The organism is Pseudomonas sp. P9_2, assembly GCF_034008255.1.
Lineage (GTDB): Bacteria > Pseudomonadota > Gammaproteobacteria > Pseudomonadales > Pseudomonadaceae > Aquipseudomonas > Aquipseudomonas synxantha_A.
This window is the reverse complement of the sequence record NZ_CP125376.1, coordinates 755,563-779,020: the sequence shown is the minus strand read 5'-3', so window position 1 is coordinate 779,020 and position 23,458 is coordinate 755,563. Positions and strand designations below refer to the sequence as shown.

The window sequence follows — 23,458 nt, the reverse complement described above, 5'->3', positions numbered from 1 at the left end:
TGCTCGGACAAGCGTCAGTGTTCGAGCTTGCGCGCGAGCCCGTGCAGCAAGGGGAACAGCATGGCCCATAACAGCGCCAGGCCGATCAGAGTCGCTGCCGTGCCGTAGCCAAAACCCACGCCGGCCAATTGGCTGCCGGCGTAATAAGACAAAGGCCCACCCACTGCGCCCAACAGGCCGGCCAGCCACCAGGGCCGTGCACTCCAGGCCAGGCAATGGCGCAGGGTCGTGGCCAGCAGCGCCCACAGTACGATCAACCAGAATGGAATCAACGGCCCGGGCTCGCTGAAGTGGAAAACGCCCAGGGTGCGCAACAGCGTGTCCAGCAGTGTGCCTGCCAGTGTCACGTTGAGCACGAGCAGGCCGTCATCCGCCAGCGAACTTATCCACAGCAGGTGCACGCTCAATACCGCCAGCCCCGCCAGCAGCCATGGGCTGTCGCCGCCGAGTACGCAGGCAAACCAGCCGCATTGGAACAGCACGGCATTGGCCAGGGTTTTAAGCACTGAAGCGCCCAAGCAATGGCGGGTTGATCGCCGCGGGTTTGGCCAGCAGCAGTTGTGCGGTACCGATGGTGCGTTCCATAAACCCGCCTTCGCAATAGCACAGGTAGAACTCCCACAAACGCAGGAAATACTCGTCGTAGCCCAGTTCCATGAGACGGCCATGGGCGCGGCGGAAGTTTTCATGCCACAGGCGCAGGGTACGGGCGTAGTGCAGGCCGAAGTCCTCCATGTGCAGCAGGTTCATGTCGGTGTCGCGGCTGACGATGTGCAGCATGTTCTGGACACAGGGCAGGGCGCCACCGGGGAAAATGTAGCGCTGGATGAAGTCGACGCTGCGCTTGGCCTGTTCAAAGCGCTGTTCGCGAATGGTGATGGCTTGCAGCAGCATCAGGCCGTTGGGCTTGAGCAAGTGCGCACATTGTTTGAAATAGGTCGGCAGGAACCGATGCCCCACCGCTTCGATCATCTCGATCGACACCAGCTTGTCATACTCGCCAGTGAGGTCGCGGTAATCGCTGAGCAGCAAGGTCACTTGATCTTGCAGGCCCTGCGTATGAATGCGTTTTTCGGTGTAGGCGAATTGTTCCTTGGACAGGGTCGTGGTGGTGACCTTGCAGCCGTAATGCTGCGCCGCATACAACGCCATGCTGCCCCAGCCGGTGCCGATTTCCAGCAGATGGTCGCTGGGCTTGAGCGCCAGTTTCTGGCAGATGCGCTCCAGCTTGTTCAGTTGCGCTTGTTCCAGGCTGTCATCGGGTGTCAAAAACTGCCCCGCCGAGTACATCATGGTCGGGTCGAGAAACTCTTCGAACAGGTCGTTGCCCAGGTCGTAATGGGCGGCGATGTTTTTCTGCGAGCCCTTGCGTGTGTTGCGGTTGAGCCAGTGCAGGCCTTGGGTGAACGGGCGGGCCATGCGTGCCAGGCCACCTTCCATGGCGTCGAGTACGTCCAGGTTGCTGGCCATCACCCGGACCACGGCGGTGAGGTCGGGACTGGTCCAGTAACCATGGATAAACGCCTCGCCGGCGCCGATCGAGCCATTGGCGGCTACCAGGCCCCATACCGCCGAGTCGAGAATCTGAATTTCGCCTAACAGGTGCGCTTCCCGTGCGCCGAACACTTGTCGCTCGCCGTCTTCGATCACCACCAACTGGCCGTGACGCAGTTGGCTGAGCTGGCGCAGCACCGCCTTGCGCAACAGCGCAGCGGTCATGCCATTGACGTTCAGGCGGTTAGCCTTGACCGATAAGCTAGGGGATTTCATGGCGGCGATCCTTGGTGTACCCGACGGCGGTGCGAGAGGCGCCATCGGCGGCCCGGTGGGAAAAAATCGGTGTGCGCTTGAGCAGCAGGCGCAAGGCTTGCCAGTAGATTGCCAGGCAGGTCTTGGCGGTCATCCAAGGGAAGCGCCACAAATAGCGATGCAGGCTTGCGCGGCTGAGTGAATGTTTTTCCAGGCTCAAGGTGGCGTCGAAAACCTTTTGCGTGCCCTGCCAGTCGGCCATGTGCACGCCGAGCCGGGCAGATGGCGGGCTGAAACTCATGCGGTATTCCAGGTCGCGCGGTAAGAAGGGCGACACATGGAACGCCTTGGCCACGGCGAAGTGCTGATGCTTATCGGCGTCGAGGGGCTGGGCCGGCAGCACGTAGTGATAACGCTCGCGCCATGGCGTGTTGGTTACTTCACACAGGATCGCGGCCAACTGCCCGTCGGCCTCGAAGCAGTAGAAGAAACTCACCGGGTTAAACGCCAGGCCCCAACTGCGGGCCTGGGTCAGCAGGCAGATAGCGCCCTGGGGTGTACGCCCCAGAGCTTTGCCGACTTCATGGCGCACCGCATCGCTCAAGCTCATGCCGTGGCGCGTGAGTTCACGCAGGTAATCCTGCTGGCGAAAGCCGAAAGGCGCCAGGCGACCAGTGCCGGCCAGAGGTGAAAGCCCGAGCACTGCATCCTGTTCGCTGAGGTCCAGATACAGCAGGCCGATGCGGTAGCGAAAGGCGTGGGCCCTGGGCGTAAACCGGCGATGGGCGATCCAGCCGCTGTACAGGGCGCTGTTCACAGGCTTTCCCCGAACGCCTGGGCCACGCGCAGGGCGCTGACCACGCCGTCCTCGTGGAAGCCGTTGGCCCAGTACGCGCCGCAATAAAAGGTGTTGCGGGTACCGTGCAATTCTTCCCAGCGTGCTTGAGCGGCCACGGCAGCCAGGCTGTACTGCGGATGGGCGTAGGTGTAGCGCGCGAGGATCTTCAGCGGGTTGATCATTTGCGTCTGGTTGAGGCTGACGCAAAAGGTAGTGTCGCTGTCGATGCCCTGCAGGATGTTCATGTCGTAGGTGACGGCGGCCTGATTCTGCGAGTGGCCGGTCAGCCGGTAATTCCAACTGGCCCAGGCCAGCTTGCGGTCAGGCAGCAAGCGCGTGTCAGTGTGCAGCACTACGTCGTTGTCGGCGTAGGGTAGGGCGCCGAGGATCTCTTGTTCGGCCTGGCTCGGGTCTTCAAGCAAGGCCAGGGCCTGATCACTGTGGCAGGCCAATACCACCCGGTCGAAGGTTTCGCTGCCGTCCGGGCTGTGGATAACCACCCCACCGTCGATGCGTTGCACTTTATGCACAGGGCAGCCGAGGCGCACACGCTCGCGAAAACTGCGGGTCAGCGGTTCGATGTAGCCGCTTGAACCGCCTTCGATCACGCACCATTGCGGCCGGTTGTTGATCGATAGCAAGCCGTGGTTCTTGAAGAAGCGCACGAAGAATTGCAGCGGGAAACCGAGCATGTCCGAAAGGGACATTGACCATATCGCAGCCCCCATCGGCACAATGTAGTGGCGGATAAACCTTTGGCCGTAACCGCCGGCTGCGAGGTAGTCACCGAGGGTCATCTCGGCACTGATACGCTGCTCTTGCAGGTCCAAAGGCGCCTGGCGGTTGAAGCGCAGGATATCGCGCAACATGCCCCAGAACCCGGGCGACAGAATATTGCGGCGTTGGGCAAACAAGCTGTTGAGGTTGTTGCCGTTGTACTCGAACCCGCTGCTTTGGTCGCACACCGAAAAGCTCATTTCGGTGGGTTTGAACGTCACGCCGATCTGGCCCAGCAATTGGATGAAGTTGGGGTAGGTCCAGTCGTTGAACACAATAAAGCCGGTGTCCACGGCATAGCGTTCGCCCTCTACGGTAACGTGGACTGTGTGCGTGTGCCCGCCGATGCGGTCGCCCGCTTCGAACACCGTGATGTCGTGGCGGCGGCTGAGCAGGTAGGCGCTGGTCAGCCCGGCGATACCGCTGCCGACAATGGCGATCTTCACAGATCATCCTTTTTCGGTGGCGGGCTGCGCAACATGCGCTTGCCGATGATCAATTGCGCGCGGTTGGGCAGCTTCGACAGCGGCCACAGGGTGGCAATGAACATGGCCGGGAAGGCAATCTCCAGCGGGCGTTTTTCCAGTTTTGCAAAGATGTGCCGCGCCGCCTTGTCGGCGGACCAGCTCAGGGGCATCGGGAAGTCATTGCGTTCGGTCAGCGGTGTGTCGACAAAGCCTGGGCTGATCACGGTGACGTCGATGTTTTCCGGCGACAGGCTGATGCGCAGGGATTCGAACAGGTAACGCAGGCCGGCCTTGGATGCGCCATAGGCTTCGGCGCGTGGCATCGGCAGGTAAGTCACGGCGCTGGCCACGCCCACCAGGTGCGGGTTACGCCCGGCGCGCAACAGCGGCAGCGCGGCCTCGATGCAGTAACTGCTGGCCAACAGATTGGTACGCACCACATGTTCGATGATCGAAGCGTCAAATTGCCGGGCGTCGACATATTCACAGGTGCCGGCATTGAGGAGCACCGTGTCCAGTGCGCCCCAGACTTGAGTGATGTGTTCACCGATCTCGCGCACAGTCTGGCTGTTGGTCAGGTCGCCGGCCACCACCAGCACTTGCCCTGGATAGCGATGGGCGAGTGCTTCCAGCGGGCCTTTGGTGCGGGAACTGAGGGCCACATGGGCGCCACTGTTGAGCAGTTCTACGGCCAATGCGGCGCCGATGCCACTGCTGGCGCCGGTCAGCCAATAACGGCGGGGCGATGCAAGGCTCATCCCATTCTCCTTTTCAGCCAACTGATGACGCCGCCGAGAATCGGCACATGTTCATAAAGCAGTGCGCCGGCATCGAAGTAATCGCGATGCTGGTAGACCTTGTCGCGCCACATCAAGTGGGAACAGCCTTGTACCCGGATCATCTTGCCTGCGGCCAGGCGCGGGTGACAAAAAATCATGGTCCAGCGCAGGTAGCCTTCGCCTTCGGCCGTCTGGTCGAAACCCTGAAACTCGAAATCCAGTTGGTTGACGTTGCTGTACAGCTGCGCGAAATAACGCTGCAGTTCGGGCAACCCATGGACTTCATGCAGCGGGTCGGCAAATACAATGTCATCACTGTACAAACGGCCAAGCAGGTGCAGGTTGTGCTTGTCCAGCGTAGCGAAGGCTTCGGCGAAGCGGCGCAGGAAGTCATTCATGATCGGCCATCTCCTGACGTGAAGGCAGGCGGCGAAAGGCAGCCAGTGCGCGTTCCCGAGAGGCTTTGAGGTCGACGATGGCGCGGGGGTAATCCGCCACGCCAAACAAACCGCCAGCCGCTGCCGGGTTATGCACTTCTTTTTTATTCAGCGTGGCCAGTTCCGGCAGCCAGCGCTTGATGAAAATACCGTCGGCGTCGAATTTCTCCGATTGGCTCAAGGGGCTGAAAATTCGGAAATACGGTGCCGAGTCGGTACCGGTCGATGAGCTCCACTGCCAACCGCCATTATTGGCCGCCAGGTCGCCGTCGATCAGGTGGCGCATAAAAAAGCGCTCGCCTTCGCGCCAGTCGATCAGCAGGTTCTTGGTCAGGAACATCGCTACCACCATGCGCAGGCGGTTGTGCATCCAGCCGGTTTCCAGCAATTGGCGCATGGCCGCGTCGATGATCGGCAAACCCGTGCGCGCCTGTTGCCAGGCCGCGAGGTCTTCGGGGGCATTGCGCCAGGCCAGCGCTTCGGTTTCCGGGCGAAAGGCGCGGTGGCGGGACACCCGTGGGTAGCCGACCAGGATGTGTTTATAGAACTCGCGCCATAGCAGCTCGTTGATCCAGGTGATGGCGCCGATGTCGCCGCTTTCGAACTCGCCCTGATTGGTTTGCAGCGCAGCGTGCAAGCACTGGCGCGGCGAAACCACACCGGCGGCGAGGTAGGCCGAAAGCTGGCTGGTACCGGGTTTGGCCGGGAAGTCGCGCTCGTCCTTGTAATAGCTGATCTGCTCGTCGGTGAAGGCGTCGAGGCGGCGGCGCGCCTCGTCTTCACCGGCTGGCCACAGGGCGCGCAAAGTTTCGCTGGGCGACTCGAAACCGTCGACCGTGGTCGGCACCGGATCGCTTTTCACGTCGAGCCTGGCCTGAGTTTTCGGCGTTGCCACCTGGCGCGGCAGGGCGCTGTGCAGGCGGTTGTAGCAAACCTTGCGAAACTGGCTGAACACCTGGAAATAGGTGCCGGTCTTGGTCAGTACGCTACCGGGTTGGAAAAACAGTTGGTCCAGGTAGCTGTGAAACGTGATTCCCTGCGTTTGCAGCGTCTGTGCCACGGCAGCATCACGCTGGCTCTCGTGGATGCCGTATTCCTCGTTGACGTGCACAGACTCCACCGACAATTCCCGGCACAGTTCGCTCAGTGCAGTAGGCGCCTGGTCCCAGGTCGCGGCGTAGCGGATCAATAAAGGGATGTTCAGTTCGCCCAGCGCCTGACTCAAGTGCTGCAGGTTGCGCAGCCAGAAATCGATTTTGCACGGCGCGTCATCGTGGGCCAGCCACTGCTCGGGAGTGATCAGGTAAATGGCCGCGACGGGGCCACGCTGGCATGCAGCAGCAAGGGCCGTGTTGTCGTGCAGGCGCAAGTCGGTGCGCAGCCAGATCAGATGCATTTAGACGATTCCACGCTGGATCAATAATTGGTGGGCCGATAACGGGTCTTGGGCCATGAACAATTCAGGGATGTCGCGGGTGAGTACGGACAACTCGGCGTTGTGAATGCGCACCGTCGGGCCGGCAATCACTATTGGGCAACTGACGCCGGCCAATAGTTTTGTCAGTGTCGACAAATGGAGGGTCTTGCTCGAATACAACAGCACGGCGCGTGGTTGCATGTGTTCCACCGCCAGGGCCAGTTCGCCGGCAGGCAGCGGCCAGTCGAATACTTCCACCGGGCAGTCGGCGCTGCTGGCCAGCCAGGCACTGAGCCACAGGTGCGGTTCCAGCGGTAAGTCGGAATGGTTGACCAGCAGCAGCGGCGCGCCGTGGAGTTGGCGATTGTTGTGATAAATCCGCGCGCCGAACTTGCTGCGCAGCCACGACAGGAAAAACACCCGCTCCATCTGCGCGCCGAACTGACCCTGCCATCTTTGTTCCAGCTCCTTGAGCAACGGCAGCATCAATTGCTCGCACAAGGTGCGTGGCGGGTAGAGCGCCATGGCCTGGTTGAAGGCGTCATCGACCCGGCGTTCGGCCAGTTCGCTGATGGCATCCACCAAATGCTGGCGCAGGGCGTGCCACTCGTTTTCCATGGGCTCGAGGCGGGCGTGGGCTGAGTCGATCAAGCCTTTGACCTGACTGACCGGCACGCCTCGATTGAGCCAGGTGAGGATGGCGTGAATGCGTTGTACGTGTTCGGCACTGAACAGCCGGTGCCCCTTGGGCGTGCGCTGGGGCACGATGAGGCCGTAGCGGCGCTCCCAGGCGCGCAGGGTCACGGCGTTGACGCCGGTCTGGCGCGCCACTTCGCGGATTGGCAACCAGCCGTTTTCAAGGGCCAGGGCAATGTCTTCGCCGGGTTCGTCAAGCAGGGCAGCTTTCATGGGTTATATCGCATTACGCAGGCTGAGGTTTTCCGGGTGCGGTTGCAGGTAGGCCTGCTGCGCGATGTAACGGTCCGGGTGTTGGCGAAAGTGATGCTTGAGCAGGGTGAGTGGCACTACCAGCGGCACGATGCCTTGACGGTACTGGCCGATCACGGTTTGCATTTCCTGTTTGTCATCGGCGCTGATGACCTGCTTGAGGTAGCCGCTGATGTGTTGCAGCACATTGCTGTGTGTGCCGCGGGTGGCGCACTTTTTCAGGCCCGTCATCAGCTCGCCGAAGTAGCCGTGGGCCAGAGCCTGGAGATCGACGTCCTTGCCCATGCTGCCGAGCAAATGGCCCAGGCTTTTGTAATGCGCCGGGCTGTGGGCCATCAGCAGGTACTTGTAGCGCGAGTGAAACGTCAGCAAGCCGTGGCGGGTGAGCCCCTCGGCCAGCAGTTGTTGCCAGCTGGCATACACGAATACGCGGGTCAGGAAATTTTCCCGCAACACAGGGTCGTTCAGCCGGCCGTCTTCTTCTACCGGCAGGTTAGGGTGGCGCGCACAAAACGCCTGGGCGTAAATGCCGCGGCCGCCACCGTCAACGGGCGTGCCGTTGGCGCGGTACACCTTGACCCGCTCCAGGCCGCACGATGGCGACTTCTGCATGAAGATATAACCGCACAGGTCGGTGTGTGCCTGGGCCATTTGCTGGCCGTAGTCGTGCAGTGGCTGCGTGACGTTGAGTTCACGGTTTACCGTGCCAACGGCTTGCGGCTGCGCAGGGTCGCCTACCAGCCGGATTGGCTCGCGGGGGATGCCCATCCCGATGGCAACTTCCGGGCACAACGGCACGAAGTCGAAGTAGTCGCTGAGTGTCTGGGTGCACAGCAGCGACTGTTTATGCCCACCGTTAAAGCGCACGTTCTCGCCAAGGAGGCAGGCGCTGATGGCGATCTTCGGTTTTGTACTACTCGACATACCCAAAACCTCTGCAATAATCCTGTACAACTTATAAAGTTTGTACAACTACGTCTCATCATAGATTCGATGTTGTACAAGTCAAATAGTTTGTATAGGTTTTTTGCAGCGTTACTTCCAGCCGATTTTCCAGCACTCGGCGTTTTGCAGGGTCTGCCATGGCAGGCGTTCGGCACGGTGAGTCAGCACCGCTTGCAACTCGATTTCCAGCACCGTGCCTTCGTCATCACGAAACAATTCGGTGACCAGAAAGTGTTTTTCCTTGTTGCGTGGCTGTGCTGCCGTCCATTTCGACAGCAGCAGCTTGCTGGGGTTGAGGCGGTTCATTGCAGGTGTGCGATCAAGCGTCGCGCCGCTTCCTGGCCACTGAGCCAGGCGCCTTCTACCCGGCCCGAAAGGCACCAGTCGCCGCAGACGAAAAGGCCCAGGTCGGCATCGGCCAGTACGCCGAACTCATGGCTGCCCGACGGGCGAGCGTAGAGCCAGCGGTGCGCCAGGCTGAATGACGGCGCGGGCATGGCGCTGTGCAGCAGTTCGGCGAAGGCGCCGTGCAAGTGCTCGATTACCGCTTCCTTGGACAGGTCCAGGTGCGCCTTGCTCCAGGCGCTGGTGGCGTGCAGCACCCAGGTGTCGAGGGTGGTGTCGCGCCCCGGTTTGCTGCGGTTGCGCGCCAACCAGTCAAGGGGGCTGTCTTGCACGAAGCAGCCCTCCATCGGTGTATCCAGGGGCTTGTCGAAGGCCAGCGCAATGGCCCAGGTCGGGTCCATTTTCACCCCGGCGGCGGCACTTGCCAGCTTGGGGGCAGCGGCCAGCAGGGCAGTGGCCTGAGGGGCCGGTGTGGCGATGATCACATGGCTGAAGGGGCCGTGACTCTCACCGTCGGCGTCGAGCAGGTTCCAGTGCTGTGTGCCCTGGAACACCTCGGTGATGCGGCAACCGAACTCCACCGGCAGGTCATCGAGCAGGGCGCGGGTGATGGCGCTCATGCGCGGTGTACCGACCCAGCGGATCTGTTCATCGGGGGAAGGCGTCAGTTGGCCGGACTTGAAGTTGTACAGCTGGGGCTTCCACTGTTCGGCCCAGCCATTGCTTTGCCAGCGCTGCACTTCGTTGACGAAGCGCCGGTCGCGGGCGGTGAAGTATTGCGCGCCCATGTCCAGCGCGCCGGCATCGCTGCGCTTGCTGGACATGCGGCCACCGCTGCCGCGGCTTTTATCGAAGAGTTGTACGGTGTGGCCCGCGTCTTTTAACGCTCGGGCGGCGGAGAGACCGGCTATGCCGGTGCCGATGATCGCGATGGGGACAGTCATGGGAGGCCTCGTTTTACCGTTGGGTACAGACTACGCCGACACCAATAGCTGTACAATATTGTTTTTTGGTATAAGTTTTGGCGTGCCTGATTGTGTGGCGTGACCTATGGTTAAGCTCAGGCTTGAACGCGCGTCACGCTCGATTATCAAATTGATCCCTGCTTATAAAATAGACCAGTGAGTGGCGGCGAACGTTACATGAGGAGAGTCCCATGCATATTTTGCTGACCGGCGGTACCGGCCTGATTGGTCGTCAACTTTGCCAACACTGGCTCGCCCAGGGTCATCGCCTGACGGTGTGGAGCCGGCAACCGGAAACGGTCGCCAGGCTCTGCGGCGCACAGGTGCTTGGGGTGGCTCGCCTGCAAGAGGTGATTGGCGCGGTGGACGCGGTGGTCAACCTGGCGGGTGCCCCCATCGCTGACCGGCCCTGGACCCACAAGCGCAAGGCATTGCTGTGGAGCAGTCGAATCAGTCTCACCGAAACCCTGCTGGCCTGGATCGACAGCCTGGAGCAGAAACCGGCGGTACTGATCTCCGGCTCCGCCGTGGGCTGGTATGGCGACGGCGGCGAGCGCGAATTGACCGAAGCCAGCGGGCCGGTGCTGGACGATTTCCCCAGCCAGTTGTGTATTGCCTGGGAAGAAACCGCCCAACGTGCCGACGCCCTGGGCGTTCGCGTGGTGCTGGTGCGCACCGGCCTGGTGCTGTCGGCGCAGGGCGGCTTTTTGTCGCGCCTGTTGCTGCCCTTCAAACTGGCGCTGGGCGGGCCGATCGGTAATGGTCGGCAGTGGATGCCATGGGTGCATATCAAGGATCAAATCGCCCTGATTGATTTTCTTCTGCACAAGACTGACGCCAGCGGTCCTTATAATGCCTGCGCGCCACACCCGGTGCGTAATCGCGAGTTTGCCAAGACCCTCGGCCAGGTTTTGCACCGCCCGGCGTTCATGCCGATGCCGGCGTTTGCACTGAAGGTTGGGTTAGGCGAATTGTCTGGTTTGTTGCTGGGCGGGCAGAAGGCCTTGCCTGAACGGCTGCTGGCGGCGGGTTTCACTTTCCAGTTCACTGAGTTGCGTGCGGCTCTGGACGACCTGTCCAGCCGCCTCTAAAGATAGGATGTTGCATGACCGATCACGCGTTGTTACTGGTCAACCTGGGTTCGCCAAAGTCCACTTCGGTGGCCGATGTGCGCAGCTACCTCAATCAGTTCCTGATGGACCCTTATGTGATCGACCTGCCATGGCCGGTGCGGCGTTTGCTGGTGTCGCTGATCCTGATCAAGCGCCCGGAGCAGTCTGCCCATGCTTATGCGTCGATCTGGTGGGATGAGGGCTCGCCGTTGGTGGTCTTGAGCCGTCGTCTGCAACAGCAGATGACTGCGCAGTGGACCCAGGGCCCTGTGGAACTGGCAATGCGTTATGGCGAGCCGTCGCTGGAAACCGCCCTGACACGGCTGGCCGCCCAGGGTATCGGCAAGGTGACACTGGCGCCGCTGTATCCGCAATTTGCCGACAGCACCGTGACCACGGTGATAGAAGAAGCCAGGCGCGTGGTGCGCGACAAGAAACTCGCTATCCAGTTTTCGATCCTGCAGCCTTTTTACGACCAGCCCGAGTACCTCGATGCTCTGGTAACCAGCGCACGCACTTACCTGGAGCAGGATTTCGATCACTTGCTGCTCAGTTTCCATGGCCTGCCCGAGCGCCATCTGAAAAAGCTCGACCCTACCGGCGGGCATTGCTTCAAGGATGCCGACTGCTGCAAGAACGCATCGCCAGAGGTGCTCGCCACCTGCTATCGCGCCCAATGCTTCAGCGTCGCCCGGGATTTTGCCGCGCGTGCCGGTTTGCCCGATGGCAAGTGGTCGGTGGCGTTTCAGTCGCGCCTGGGCCGGGCCAAGTGGATCGAGCCCTACACCGAGGCCCGCCTGGAGGCGCTGGCCCAGCAGGGCGTGAAGAAGCTGCTGGTGATGTGCCCGGCGTTTGTCGCCGACTGCATCGAGACCCTGGAAGAAATTGGTGATCGCGGGCGGGAGCAGTTCCGCGAGGCGGGGGGCGAGGAGTTGGTGTTGGTGCCGTGCTTGAATGATGACCCGCAATGGGCGGCGGCGCTCAATACGCTGTGCGAACGGGCACCGACGACGCTATAACCTGGGCCGGATGAAGATCAAAATGTGGGAGGGGGCTTGCTCCCGATGGCGATGGATCAGTGACAGATATACTGCCTGATACTCTGCTATCGGGAGCAAGCCCCCTCCCACATTTAGTTTTATGCTCGTCAGAGATTGAGGGTCAGGCTGACGGTGAGGTTGCGCGGTTCACCAGGGTTGGTCCAATAGCGGCTATAGGACCGCTCGTAGTACTTCTCATCGAACAGATTGTTAAGGTTCAGCCCCACGGTGACATTCTTCGTGGCCTTGTAATGGGCCAGCAAATCCACGGTGTGGTAGGCCGGCAGTTCGAAGCCTGTGCCCGCCTCACCGGAGCGGTCACCCACATAAGTAAACGCCGCCCCCAGGTCTGAACCGCGCAACGCCCCGTCCTGGAATTCATAAACGCCCAACAGACTGCCGCTGCGCTTGGCGACCCCGAGAATGCGACTGCCCGTGGGGATGGTTTTGTCGCCCTTGGTCACTTCGGCGTCGATATAGGCCAGGGCGCCGATCACGCGTATGGCGTCGGTCACTTGCCCGGTCACCTGCAGGTCAAACCCCTGGCTACGGGCCTTGCCAATGGCGCGGTCGGTGTTGGTTGCCGGGTCCAGGGTGAGCACGTTTTCCTTTTCGATATGGAAGGCCGCGAGCGTCGCGCTGAGGCGCTCGTCAAACAGCTCGCTCTTGATACCCACCTCATAGCCCACGCCTTCTTCTGGCTTGAAGGATTTGCCGCCGGCATCCAGGCCGCTGTTCGGCTTGAACGAGGTGGATGCGTTGGCAAATACCCCGACTTGCGGTGTGAGCTGATAGAGCAGGCCGGCGCGCTGGGTCAGGGCGTCGTGGGTCTGGCGGTTTTTGGCGTGGTTGCGGGCGAAGTTGTCGGTGCTCTGTTCGAAGTGCTCGAAGCGCGCACCGATCATGCCTCGCAGGCGGTCGGTGAAGATGATCTGGTCTTGCAGGTTCAGCGCGTGGCTTTTGGTCTGTTCGAAGAAGTCGGTGCCGGAGCGTGCGCCATTGGGTTTGGCCTGGCCATAGACCGGTTTATAGATGTCGATAGGGTAGTCGCCGCCGATTGCTGTCACGCGCTCCTTTTTGCGGTAATCCTCGTATTCGGTGCCGATCAGCAGTTCATGCTGCCAGCTGCCGATATCGAACAGCCCACGCAATTCCAGCTGGGTGATGCTGTCATGCCAACCGGTCGAGCGTTCACGGTAGCGACGGTTGACGGTGTGACCGTCCCCATTCAGCGCACGGCTTTCCGACGCATCGCCCCACAGGCTGCCCTGCTTGTAGTGGCTGGCCAGGCGCAGCTTCCAGGCGTCGTTGAGGTGGTGTTCCAACGCGGCCTGGATGCGGTTGTTGTGGTTGCGAATATTGCCGTCGTTGGGCTCGCCCAGAAAGGTGGAATGGGACATGCCAGTATCGGCGACGATGCCCCGGTCGAAGGTGGAGCTGTGGCGCACGAATTCGCTTTCGACCAGCAACTGGGTGTCCGGGGTCAACTGCCAACTGAGCGACGGCGCGACGAACACTCGTTTAGCGTCCACGTGATCGCGGAAACTGTGCTTGTCTTCAACCGCCAGGTTCACCCGTGACAAGACGCGCCCTTCGCTGTCCAGCGGCGTATTCACATCCAGCGCAGTGCGGTAGCGGTCCCAGCTACCAGCACTGGTTTGCAAGGTGGTGAACGCTTCGGGCTGGGGTTTCTTGGTGACGATGTTCACCGTGCCGCCAGGATCGCCACGCCCATACAGGCTGGCGGCGGGGCCTTTGAGAACTTCAATGCGTTCGATATTTGCCGCGTCCGGGGTACTGGGGTAACCGCGGTTGGCGCTGAAACCGTCCTGGTAGAACTCAGACGTAGTGAAGCCGCGCACGCTGTATTCGTAGAGGGTCAGGCCACCGAAGTTGTTTTGCTTGGATACGCCGCCGGCAAATTCCAGGGCGCGCTCCACGCTGGTACTGCCCAGGTCCTTGAGCACCGTGGCGGGGATCACGCTGATCGATTGCGGTATGTCGCGAAGGGCGGTATCCGTTTTGGTGGCACTGGCAGAGCGGGTGGCGCGATAGCCCTGGACCGGGCCGGTGGCGGACTCATACGCCTCGGAGGTTACGCTGATGGTGTCCAGTTCCAGGGTGTTTTCTTCGGCGTAGGCAGGGTCGAGCAGCAAACCCAAGGCCAGGCCGGCCAAGGGCACAAACTTTCGAGACGGCATGATAGAGCGTTCCAATAGCGATATTGAAACAATATAACATGCCCAATGAGAATGAGTCGCCGCAAAAATGGCCTTGCAAGTGCCCGCGGACGGGCACTTGGGCGTATCGGCTACTGCTCTTCTTTTATCGGTGCGGTCGCCGGTGGCGGACGCAGGCCGATTTCCGCCGAGAGCTTGATCTCCTTGCCGTTACGCATGACCAGGATCGCCACCTTGTCGGTCGGCTTGATCCGCGCTACCTGGTTCATCGACTTGCGGCCATCACCGGCCGGAGCGCCGTCGATGCTGAGGATTACATCGCCCAACTCCAGGCCGGCTTTCTGTGCCGGGCCATCACGGAAGATTCCGGCGACCACGATGCCTGGGCGTCCGGTCAGGCCAAACGACTCGGCCAGTTCCTTGGTCAAGGGTTGCACTTCAATGCCCAGCCAGCCGCGAATGACCTGGCCGTGTTCGATGATCGACTTCATCACTTCCATCGCCAGCTTCACCGGGATCGCAAAACCGATGCCTTGGGAGCCGCCGGACTTGGAGAAAATCGCCGTGTTGATGCCGGTCAGGTTGCCATTGGCATCCACCAGCGCACCGCCGGAATTACCCGGGTTGATGGCTGCGTCGGTCTGGATGAAATCTTCGTAGCTATTAAGGCCTAACTGGTTGCGCCCGGTGGCGCTGATGATGCCCATGGTGACCGTCTGGCCCACGCCGAACGGGTTGCCGATAGCCAGTGCTACGTCACCCACGCGCAACCCGTCGGAGCGACCGAGGGTGATCGATGGCAGGTTCTTCAAATCGATTTTCAGTACTGCGAGGTCGGTTTCCGGGTCGCTGCCCACCACACGGGCCAGGGTTTCGCGGCCATCACGCAGGGCGACCACGATCTGGTCGGCGCCGGTAGTCACGTGATTATTGGTGAGGATGTAGCCTTCGGGGCTCATGATTACCCCGGAACCCAGGCTCGACTCCATGCGGCGCTGCTTGGGGCCGTTGTCACCGAAGTAGCGGCGAAACTGCGGGTCCTCGAACAGCGGGTGTGCCGGTTTGTTGATGACCTTGGTGGTGTACAGGTTGACCACCGCAGGGGCCGCAATGGTGACCGCGTCGGCATAGGTGACCGGGCCCTGCACCACCGTGTTGGTTTGCGGTGCTTGTTGCAGGTTCACATCCAGGGTAGGCAGGCCCACCCATTGGGGATAACGCTGAATAATCAGCATCGCGATCAGCACGCCAGCCAACAATGGCCATCCAAAAAAACGCAGTGCCTTGAGCATCAAGTAAGTCCTGACAGGTTGCAGGGGGCGGGCGAGCGCCCATAATGTCGCGCATTATACGAGGCTGCGATGCCTGCGAACCGGATATTTAGGAGTCTTTTATGGCCGTCCCCCTTACCACCCTCGTCGAGGAAGCCGACCGCTACCTTGGCAGTGCCAAAATTGCCGATTATTGCCCCAATGGCTTGCAGGTCGAGGGCCGCCCGCAGGTGATGCGCATCGTCAGCGGTGTGACCGCAAGCCAGGCGCTGCTGGACGCCGCCGTCGAAGCCGGGGCCGATCTGGTGCTTGTGCATCATGGTTATTTCTGGAAGGGCGAGAGCCCGTGTATCACCGGCATGAAGCAGCGCCGCCTGAAAACCCTGCTCAAGCACGACATCAGCCTATTGGCCTATCACCTGCCATTGGACCTGCACCCTGAGGTGGGCAATAACGCGCAGCTGGCCAAACAACTGGACATCACGGTCGAAGGCCCTTTGGACCCGAGCAACCCCAAGGTGGTCGGACTGGTCGGGTCGCTGGCCGAACCCTTGTCACCGCGTGATTTCGCCCGCCGTGTGCAGGATGCGATGGGGCGCGAACCGCTGTTGATCGAAGGCAGCCAGATGATCCGCCGCGTCGGCTGGTGCACCGGAGGTGGTCAGGGCTATATCGACCAGGCGATTGCCGCCGGGGTCGACCTGTACCTGAGCGGTGAGGCCTCCGAGCAGACCTTCCACAGCGCCCGTGAAAACGACGTCAGCTTCATTGCTGCCGGTCATCACGCCACCGAGCGCTATGGGGTGCAGGCGTTGGGCGATTACCTGGCGCGACGCTTTGCCCTGGAGCATCTATTTATCGACTGCCCGAACCCGATCTGAGCCTTAGAGCGCGACTGAATGTGGGAGGGGGCTTGCTCCCGATGGCGATGGATCATTGAAATGTACTAACTGACACACTGCTATAGGGAGCAAGCCCCCTCCCACACTTGAGTCTATTTGCGGCCAAACTGGCCGGTATATTCATATACCGTTTCGATCTAGATGGCGCCCTGAATAGAAGAAGGTGCTGTGCTAGCATGCCCCGCTCGAACACGGCCCGCCTGGCCGTCCATAAGATCGTTTTTCCGTGAGTAACCATGGTCGACAAACTGACGCATCTGAAACAGCTGGAGGCGGAAAGCATCCACATCATCCGCGAGGTCGCCGCCGAGTTCGACAACCCGGTGATGCTCTACTCGATCGGTAAAGACTCCGCCGTGATGTTGCACCTGGCACGCAAGGCTTTCTTCCCGGGCAAGCTGCCGTTCCCAGTGATGCACGTCGACACGCGCTGGAAATTCCAGGAAATGTACAAGTTCCGCGACAAAATGGTCGAAGAGCTTGGTCTGGACCTGATCACTCACGTCAACCCGGATGGTGTGGCGCAGGGTATCAACCCCTTCACCCACGGCAGCGCCAAGCACACCGATATCATGAAGACCGAGGGCCTCAAGCAAGCCCTGGACAAGCATGGTTTCGACGCAGCGTTCGGCGGCGCCCGTCGCGATGAAGAGAAGTCCCGTGCCAAAGAGCGCGTGTACTCGTTCCGCGACAGCAAGCATCGCTGGGACCCGAAGAACCAGCGCCCGGAGCTGTGGAACGTTTACAACGGCAACGTCAACAAGGGCGAGTCGATCCGCGTGTTCCCGTTGTCCAACTGGACCGAACTGGATATCTGGCAGTACATCTACCTGGAAGGCATCCCGATCGTGCCGCTGTACTTCGCCGCCGAGCGCGAAGTGATCGAGAAGAACGGCACGTTGATCATGATCGACGACGACCGCATCCTCGAACACCTGTCCGACGAAGACAAAGCCCGCATCGTCAAAAAGAAGGTCCGTTTCCGTACCCTTGGCTGCTACCCGTTGACGGGCGCGGTGGAGTCCGAAGCCGAGACGCTGACGGACATCATTCAGGAAATGCTCCTGACGCGAACTTCCGAGCGCCAGGGCCGGGTCATCGACCACGATGGCGCCGGCTCCATGGAAGATAAAAAACGTCAAGGCTATTTCTAAGGGGCTGTCATGTCGCATCAATCTGATTTGATCAGCGAGGACATCCTCGCCTACCTGGGCCAGCACGAGCGCAAAGAGATGTTGCGCTTCCTGACCTGCGGCAACGTCGACGACGGCAAGAGCACCCTGATCGGGCGCCTGCTGCACGACTCCAAGATGATCTACGAAGATCACCTGGAAGCCATCACCCGCGATTCGAAGAAGTCCGGCACCACCGGCGATGACATCGACCTGGCCTTGCTGGTCGACGGCCTGCAGGCCGAGCGTGAGCAGGGCATCACCATCGATGTTGCCTACCGCTACTTCTCCACCGCCAAGCGCAAGTTCATCATCGCCGACACCCCGGGCCATGAGCAGTACACCCGCAACATGGCCACCGGTGCGTCCACCTGTGACCTGGCGATCATCCTGATCGACGCCCGCTATGGCGTGCAGACCCAGACCCGTCGCCACAGCTTTATCGCCTCGTTGCTGGGCATCAAGCACATCGTGGTGGCCGTCAACAAGATGGACATCAACGGCTTTGACCAAAGCGTATTCGAGTCGATCAAGGCCGATTACCTGAAGTTCGCCGAAGGCATCGCGTTCAAGCCAAGTACCCTGGCCTTCGTGCCGATGTCGGCGCTCAAGGGCGACAACGTGGTGAACAAGAGCGAGCGTTCGCCCTGGTACACCGGCCAGTCGCTGATGGAGATCCTCGAGACCGTCGAGATCGCCAACGACCGCAACTACACCGACCTGCGTTTCCCGGTGCAGTACGTCAACCGCCCGAACCTGAACTTCCGTGGTTTTGCCGGCACTCTTGCCAGCGGCATCGTGCACAAAGGCGACGAAGTCGTGGTGCTGCCGTCACGCAAACGCAGCCGGGTCAAATCCATCGTCACCTTCGAAGGTGAGCTGGAGCACGCCGGCCCAGGCCAGGCCGTCACCCTGACCATGGAAGACGAGATCGATATCTCTCGTGGCGACCTGTTGGTGCATGCCGACAATGTGCCGCAAGTGACCGATGCGTTCGACGCCATGCTCGTGTGGATGGCTGAAGAACCGATGCTGCCGGGCAAGAAATACGACATCAAGCGCGCTACCAGCTACGTGCCGGGCTCTATCACCAGCATCGTGCATCGCGTGGACGTGAACACCCTGGCCGAAGGCCCGGCGAGTTCGCTGCAGCTCAACGAAATTGGCCGGGTCAAGGTCAGCCTTGATGCCGCCATTGCGTTGGATGGCTATGACAGCAATCGCACCACCGGCGCCTTTATCGTCATCGACCGTCTGACCAATGGCACCGTGGCCGCGGGCATGATCATCGCGCCACCGGCCAGCCAGGGCGGTGCAGCGCAGCACGACAAATTGGCACACGTGGCCACTGAAGAACGTGCCCTGCGTTTCGGCCAGCAGCCGGCCACCGTGTTGTTCAGCGGCTTGTCGGGCGCCGGCAAGAGCACGTTGGCCTATGCGGTTGAGCGCAAGCTGTTCGACATGGGGCGTGCGGTATTCGTGCTGGACGGCCAGAACCTGCGGCATGACCTGAACAAAGGCTTGCCTCAGGACCGTGCCGGGCGCACCGAGAACTGGCGCCGTGCGGCTCACGTGGCGCGTCAGTTCAACGAAGCCGGTTTGCTGACCCTGGCGGCTTTTGTCGCGCCGGATGCCGAAGGCCGTGAACAGGCCAAGGCGCTGATTGGCAGTGATCGCCTCTTGACCGTCTATGTGCAGGCGTCGCCGCTGGTATGTGCCGAGCGTGATCCGCAAGGTTTGTACGCGGCCGGTGGGGATAACATCCCTGGCGAGTCCTTCCCGTACGACGTGCCGTTGAATGCCGACCTGGTGATCGATACCCAGGCCTTGTCGCTGGAAGACAGCGTCAAGCAAGTGCTGGAGTTGTTGCGTCAGCACGGCGCGATCTAGGCTTTATTGCCGCACAAAAAAGCCCGCCACCGAGTGATCGGTGGCGGGCTTTTTACACATTCTCAAATGTGGACTCGGTCAATGTGGGAGCTGGCTTGCCTGCGATGGCGGACTGTCAGTTTATTTATCCTTTGCTGATCCACCGCTATCGCAGGCAAGCCAGCTCCCACATTGAATTGCATCCACATGTTGATCAGCGGCTGGCTGGAAAGTCTTTGTGCAACTGCTCCAGCAACGCATCCTTGTCTTCCCACAACCGGTTGATCCAGCCCTGGAACGCTAACCGGTACTCCCCATCCTGCTCATAATTCTTGCCAATGAATTCAGCCGGGATCTGCACCTCTTCAAACTGCACCACCACCTCCTTCACATTCCCGCACAGCAAATCCCAATAGCCGGGACGCCCGGCAGGGTAGTGAATGGTCACATTCACCAGTGATTTGAGCTGCTCCCCCATGGCATCCAGCACAAACGCAATACCGCCGGCCTTGGGCTTGAGTAAATAGCGGAATGGGGAGTTTTGCTGCGCATGTTTGCCCGGTGTAAACCGTGTGCCTTCGGCAAAGTTGAAAATCCCCACGGGGTTGTCGCGAAACTTCGCACAGGTCTTGCGGGTGGTTTCCAGGTCTTTGCCTTTCTTTTCCGGGTGCTTCTCAAGATAAGCCTTGGTGTAGCGCTTCATGAACGGAAAGCCCAGTGCCCACCACGCCAAACCAATCACCGGCACCCAGATCAGCTCTTGCTTGAGGAAAAACTTCAGCGGGCGAATGCGCCGATTAAGCACGTATTGCAGCACCATGATATCGACCCAGCTCTGGTGGTTGCTGGTCACCAGATACGAATGCTGATAGTCCAGGCCTTCAAGGCCGCTCAGGTGCCAGCGTGTGCGGCGCACCAGGTTCATCCAGCCTTTGTTGTTGGTCACCCAGGCTTCGTGGGTGTGGTTCATCAGCCATTCGCTGAAGCGCTTGGCGAAGGGCAGTGCCTTGAACAGCGCGACAATAAACAGGAACGAGCACAGCAGGATCGTGTTCAGCGCCAGCAACAGCGAAGCGATCACCCCGCGTACGGCGGCAGGTAGAAAATCCAGCATTTAGATATCCATAGGTCGGTTGGCGGCTTGGATCGCAGTCAGCGCGATGGTGTACACGATGTCGTCTACCTGGGCGCCGCGCGGCAGGTCGTTGACCGGTTTGCGCAGGCCCTGGAGCATCGGCCCCAGGCTCACGCAATCGGCGCTGCGTTGCACGGCTTTGTAAGTGGTGTTGCCGGTGTTCAGGTCGGGGAACACGAACACCGTAGCCTTGCCCGCCACCTGACTGTTGGGCGCCAATTGCCGGGCCACGCTTTCATTGGCGGCGGCGTCGTATTGCAGCGGTCCGTCGATCAGCAGCGAGCTTTGCTGTTCGTGGGCGAGCAGGGTGGCTTCGCGGACTTTTTCCACTTCTTCGCCGCTGGCCGAATCACCGCTGGAATAGCTGATCATCGCCACGCGTGGCGTGATGCCGAACGCGGCGGCCGAGTCGGCGCTTTGCAGGGCGATTTCCGCCAGTTCTGCGGCGCTCGGGTGCGGGTTCATCACGCAGTCGCCGTATACCAGCACCTGCTCGGGGAACAGCATGAAGAACACCGACGACACCAGGGTGCAGCCCGGCGCGGTCTTGATCAGTTGCAGGGCCGGGCGAATGGTATTGGCGGTGGAGTGGATGACGCCGGAGACCAGGCCGTCCACTTCGTCCAGGGCGAGCATCATGGTGGCGATCACCACTGTGTCTTCCAGCTGTTGCTCGGCCATGGGGGCGTTGAGGCTCTTGGTCTTGCGCAAGGCAACCATCGGCTCGACATAGCGCTGGCGAATCAGGTCCGGGTCAAGAATCTCCAGCCCCTCGGGTAGCTCGATACCCTGGGCACGGGCGACCGCTTCGACATCCTCCGGTTTGGCCAACAGCACGCAGCGGGCAATGCCTCGGGCCTGGCAGATGGCGGCGGCTTGCACCGTCAGCGGCTCGCTGCCCTCGGGCAACACGATGCGCTTGTTGGCGGCCTGGGCCCGTTGGATCAACTGGTAGCGGAACACCGCCGGCGACAGGCGCATCTCCCGTGGCGTACCGCAACGCTGGTGCAGCCAGCGTGCATCGAGGTGGCTGGCGACGAAGTCGGTGATGATCTCCGCGCGCTCGCGGTCATCGATGGGGATTTCCTTGTTAAGGCTATTGAGCTGGTTGGCGGTATCGTACGAGCCGGTGCTCACTGACAATACTGGCAATCCGGCCTGAAAGGCGCCGCGGCACAGGTCCATGATGCGCGGGTCGGGCAGGGTGTCGCTGGTCAGCAGCAGCCCGGCCAGTGGCACGCCGTTGATCGCGGCCAGGCTGACGGCGAGGATGATGTCGTCGCGATCGCCGGGGGTGACCACCAGGACGCCGGGCTTGAGCAGTTCTACGGTGTTGCGCATGGTACGGGCGCAAATGATGATCTTGGTCATGCGCCGGGTTTCATAGTCGCCGGCGTTGAGGACCTGCGCACCCATCAGGTCGGCGACATCGCGGGTGCGCGGGGCATTGAGTTCGGGCTGGTAGGGGATGCAGCCAAGCAGGCGGAAATCGCCGCTGCGCAACAACGGCGAGTGCTCTTTAAGGCGCGCCGAGAATGCCTCCATGCTTTCGTCGGTGCGCACTTTGTTGAGGATCACGCCCAATACTTTCGGGTCTTTGGGGCCGCCGAACAGTTGGGCCTGCAATTCCACCCGGCCAGAGAGCTCGGTGAGCACTTCGTTCTCCGGCGCCGAGACCAGGATCACTTCCGCATCCAGGCTCTTGGCCAGGTGCAGGTTGACCCGCGCGGCGTAGCTGGCGCTGCGGGTCGGCACCATGCCTTCGACGATCAGCACGTCTTTGCCTACGGCGGCCTGCTGATACAGGGTGATGATTTCTTCAAGCAGCTCATCGAGTTGGCCGTCGCCGAGCATTCGTTCCACATGGGCCAGGCCCAGGGGTTGTGGTGGCTTCAGGCCGTGGGTACGTGCCACCAGCTCAGTGGAGCGCTCCGGGCCGGTATCGCCCGGGTGTGGCTGGGCAATCGGTTTGAAGAAGCCGACTTTAAGGCCGGCCCGTTCCAGGGTGCGCACCAGCCCAAGGCTGATGGAGGTCAGACCCACACCAAAATCGGTGGGCGCGATAAAAAAAGTCTGCATGCGAATTCTCTGGAGGTGCATGGCTTGGGTGGCGCCCTATGCATGGGCGCCTACCGCGAATCAGGCGTCAAGGTTATCGTTATTCGCGCACTTGCGCACACCAGCCGCACGCAAAGGGTTGGCCTATTTTTTCAAGGCGTTGCGCGGGGTCCAGGACCCAGGCGCGCGACTGCCACGGTGGCTGGTGGCGCAGGTGCTGGGTGTGGCCGCAGGACAGCTCGGCAACCCAGTGCAGGTCTTCGTCCTGGCGGAATCCGGTGATCGTCGAGACCGTTGGTCGGCCCCGTCTGTCCGGGTTCTGTTCGCTTTCGGACAAATCCTTGTTTAGACTTGTCCGTTCTTCATTCTTATGCAAAAGGTCTCGCCCCATGACGATCGCCGCTAACAAGGCTGTCTCCATCGACTATACCCTGACCAACGACGCTGGTGAGGTCATCGACAGCTCAGCCGGCGGCGCGCCGCTGGTCTACCTGCAAGGCGCAGGTAACATCATCCCAGGCCTGGAAAAAGCCCTGGAAGGCAAGAACGTCGGTGACGAACTGACCGTTGCCGTAGAACCTGAAGATGCCTACGGCGAATACTCCGCCGAGCTGGTCAGCACGTTGAGCCGCAGCATGTTCGAAGGCGTTGACGAGCTGGAAGTGGGCATGCAGTTTCACGCTTCCGCGCCGGACGGCCAAATGCAGATCGTCACCATCCGTGACCTGGACGGCGATGATGTGACTGTCGACGGCAACCACCCTCTGGCTGGCCAGCGCCTGAACTTCCAAGTGAAAATCGTTGCCATCCGCGATGCTTCCCAGGAAGAAGTGGCCCACGGCCACGTCCACGGTGAAGGCGGTCACCACCATTGATTGTGGTTTGATCAATCGGTAGCAAAAACGCCCCGACTGGTTCGGGGCGTTTTTTTTGCGTTTTAATGTGGGAGGGGGCTTGCTCCCACAAGGGGATTTGTGATGATTCCGTGGGCAAACAAAAATGCCCCGGACCTTTCGGTACGGGGCATTTCTTAACTGTTACGCAACCTGGGC

The 23,458-nt window shown here is 60.9% G+C and carries 22 protein-coding genes; 6 read left to right on the top strand and 16 right to left on the bottom strand.

Annotation, left to right across the window (positions count from 1 at the left end; all coding sequences use genetic code 11):
* Positions 1-14: 14 nt before the first annotated feature.
* The 11 genes from QMK52_RS03400 to QMK52_RS03350 form a co-directional block, all read right to left on the bottom strand.
* Complete coding sequence (locus QMK52_RS03400) at positions 15-506, bottom strand: DUF2878 domain-containing protein (protein ID WP_005784625.1); 492 nt, start codon at positions 504-506, stop codon at positions 15-17.
* Entirely contained in the window at positions 499-1,770 is a 1,272-nt protein-coding gene (locus tag QMK52_RS03395) for an SAM-dependent methyltransferase (RefSeq protein WP_194440028.1), read from the bottom strand. The genes QMK52_RS03400 and QMK52_RS03395 overlap by 8 nt, the downstream gene beginning before the upstream one ends.
* A complete protein-coding gene (locus QMK52_RS03390) occupies positions 1,757-2,566 on the bottom strand; it encodes a DUF1365 domain-containing protein (protein WP_320403813.1) in 810 nt (269 codons plus the stop codon). Before QMK52_RS03390 ends, QMK52_RS03395 begins: the two co-directional genes overlap by 14 nt.
* Complete coding sequence (locus tag QMK52_RS03385; protein ID WP_320403812.1) at positions 2,563-3,810, bottom strand: NAD(P)/FAD-dependent oxidoreductase; 1,248 nt, start codon at positions 3,808-3,810, stop codon at positions 2,563-2,565. Before QMK52_RS03385 ends, QMK52_RS03390 begins: the two co-directional genes overlap by 4 nt.
* The gene (locus tag QMK52_RS03380; protein ID WP_005784629.1) at positions 3,807-4,589 is read right to left on the bottom strand and encodes an SDR family NAD(P)-dependent oxidoreductase; all 783 of its coding nucleotides are present in this window, start codon (positions 4,587-4,589) and stop codon (positions 3,807-3,809) included. Before QMK52_RS03380 ends, QMK52_RS03385 begins: the two co-directional genes overlap by 4 nt.
* On the bottom strand, positions 4,586-5,008 hold the full coding sequence (locus tag QMK52_RS03375) for a nuclear transport factor 2 family protein (protein WP_005784630.1): 423 nt from the start codon (positions 5,006-5,008) through the stop codon (positions 4,586-4,588). Before QMK52_RS03375 ends, QMK52_RS03380 begins: the two co-directional genes overlap by 4 nt.
* Positions 5,001-6,443 carry a deoxyribodipyrimidine photo-lyase gene (phrB, locus tag QMK52_RS03370; RefSeq protein WP_320403811.1) on the bottom strand — a complete coding sequence of 481 codons (1,443 nt, stop codon included), beginning with the start codon at positions 6,441-6,443 and terminating at the stop codon, positions 5,001-5,003. Before phrB ends, QMK52_RS03375 begins: the two co-directional genes overlap by 8 nt.
* Positions 6,444-7,373 (bottom strand): MerR family transcriptional regulator, encoded by a 930-nt coding sequence (locus tag QMK52_RS03365; RefSeq protein ID WP_320403810.1) that lies wholly within the window; start codon positions 7,371-7,373, stop codon positions 6,444-6,446. It lies immediately after the preceding gene.
* A gap of 3 nt (positions 7,374-7,376) precedes the next feature.
* On the bottom strand, positions 7,377-8,336 hold the full coding sequence (locus QMK52_RS03360) for a YbgA family protein (RefSeq protein ID WP_005784633.1): 960 nt from the start codon (positions 8,334-8,336) through the stop codon (positions 7,377-7,379).
* A 111-nt stretch (positions 8,337-8,447) separates the two neighbouring features.
* Entirely contained in the window at positions 8,448-8,663 is a 216-nt protein-coding gene (locus QMK52_RS03355; RefSeq protein WP_005784634.1) for a TIGR02450 family Trp-rich protein, read from the bottom strand.
* Complete coding sequence (locus tag QMK52_RS03350; RefSeq protein ID WP_005784635.1) at positions 8,660-9,646, bottom strand: NAD(P)/FAD-dependent oxidoreductase; 987 nt, start codon at positions 9,644-9,646, stop codon at positions 8,660-8,662. Before QMK52_RS03350 ends, QMK52_RS03355 begins: the two co-directional genes overlap by 4 nt.
* A gap of 212 nt (positions 9,647-9,858) precedes the next feature.
* On the opposite strand from QMK52_RS03350, the gene QMK52_RS03345 reads away from it, so the two are divergent.
* Positions 9,859-10,758 carry a TIGR01777 family oxidoreductase gene (locus tag QMK52_RS03345; protein WP_005784636.1) on the top strand — a complete coding sequence of 300 codons (900 nt, stop codon included), beginning with the start codon at positions 9,859-9,861 and terminating at the stop codon, positions 10,756-10,758.
* Between the two features lie 14 nt (positions 10,759-10,772).
* On the top strand, positions 10,773-11,798 hold the full coding sequence (hemH, locus tag QMK52_RS03340; protein WP_320403809.1) for a ferrochelatase: 1,026 nt from the start codon (positions 10,773-10,775) through the stop codon (positions 11,796-11,798).
* A 128-nt stretch (positions 11,799-11,926) separates the two neighbouring features.
* On the opposite strand, the gene QMK52_RS03335 is transcribed toward hemH, so the two are convergent.
* On the bottom strand, positions 11,927-14,020 hold the full coding sequence (locus tag QMK52_RS03335; RefSeq protein WP_320403808.1) for a TonB-dependent siderophore receptor: 2,094 nt from the start codon (positions 14,018-14,020) through the stop codon (positions 11,927-11,929).
* 110 nt (positions 14,021-14,130) lie between these two features.
* Positions 14,131-15,291 (bottom strand): Do family serine endopeptidase AlgW, encoded by a 1,161-nt coding sequence (gene algW, locus QMK52_RS03330; RefSeq protein ID WP_005784639.1) that lies wholly within the window; start codon positions 15,289-15,291, stop codon positions 14,131-14,133.
* A 101-nt stretch (positions 15,292-15,392) separates the two neighbouring features.
* On the opposite strand from algW, the gene QMK52_RS03325 reads away from it, so the two are divergent.
* The 3 genes from QMK52_RS03325 (at position 15,393) to cysN (ending at position 19,234) form a co-directional block, all read left to right on the top strand.
* Complete coding sequence (locus QMK52_RS03325) at positions 15,393-16,151, top strand: Nif3-like dinuclear metal center hexameric protein (RefSeq protein ID WP_005784640.1); 759 nt, start codon at positions 15,393-15,395, stop codon at positions 16,149-16,151.
* Between the two features lie 257 nt (positions 16,152-16,408).
* Complete coding sequence (cysD, locus tag QMK52_RS03320) at positions 16,409-17,326, top strand: sulfate adenylyltransferase subunit CysD (protein ID WP_005784641.1); 918 nt, start codon at positions 16,409-16,411, stop codon at positions 17,324-17,326.
* A gap of 9 nt (positions 17,327-17,335) precedes the next feature.
* Entirely contained in the window at positions 17,336-19,234 is a 1,899-nt protein-coding gene (gene cysN, locus QMK52_RS03315; protein ID WP_194440035.1) for a sulfate adenylyltransferase subunit CysN, read from the top strand.
* 193 nt (positions 19,235-19,427) lie between these two features.
* Here cysN and QMK52_RS03310 read toward each other — a convergent pair whose 3' ends face one another.
* From QMK52_RS03310 to QMK52_RS03300, 3 genes are all read right to left on the bottom strand, one after another.
* A complete protein-coding gene (locus tag QMK52_RS03310) occupies positions 19,428-20,327 on the bottom strand; it encodes an acyltransferase (protein ID WP_005784643.1) in 900 nt (299 codons plus the stop codon).
* The gene (pta, locus tag QMK52_RS03305) at positions 20,328-22,427 is read right to left on the bottom strand and encodes a phosphate acetyltransferase (protein WP_320403807.1); all 2,100 of its coding nucleotides are present in this window, start codon (positions 22,425-22,427) and stop codon (positions 20,328-20,330) included.
* Between the two features lie 79 nt (positions 22,428-22,506).
* Positions 22,507-22,827 carry a DUF3565 domain-containing protein gene (locus QMK52_RS03300; protein WP_087945220.1) on the bottom strand — a complete coding sequence of 107 codons (321 nt, stop codon included), beginning with the start codon at positions 22,825-22,827 and terminating at the stop codon, positions 22,507-22,509.
* On the opposite strand from QMK52_RS03300, the gene QMK52_RS03295 reads away from it, so the two are divergent.
* Positions 22,796-23,281, top strand: a complete 486-nt coding sequence (locus QMK52_RS03295; protein ID WP_003188398.1) for an FKBP-type peptidyl-prolyl cis-trans isomerase — start codon at positions 22,796-22,798, stop codon at positions 23,279-23,281. The genes QMK52_RS03300 and QMK52_RS03295 overlap by 32 nt on opposite strands.
* The last annotated feature ends 177 nt before the right edge of the window (positions 23,282-23,458 follow it).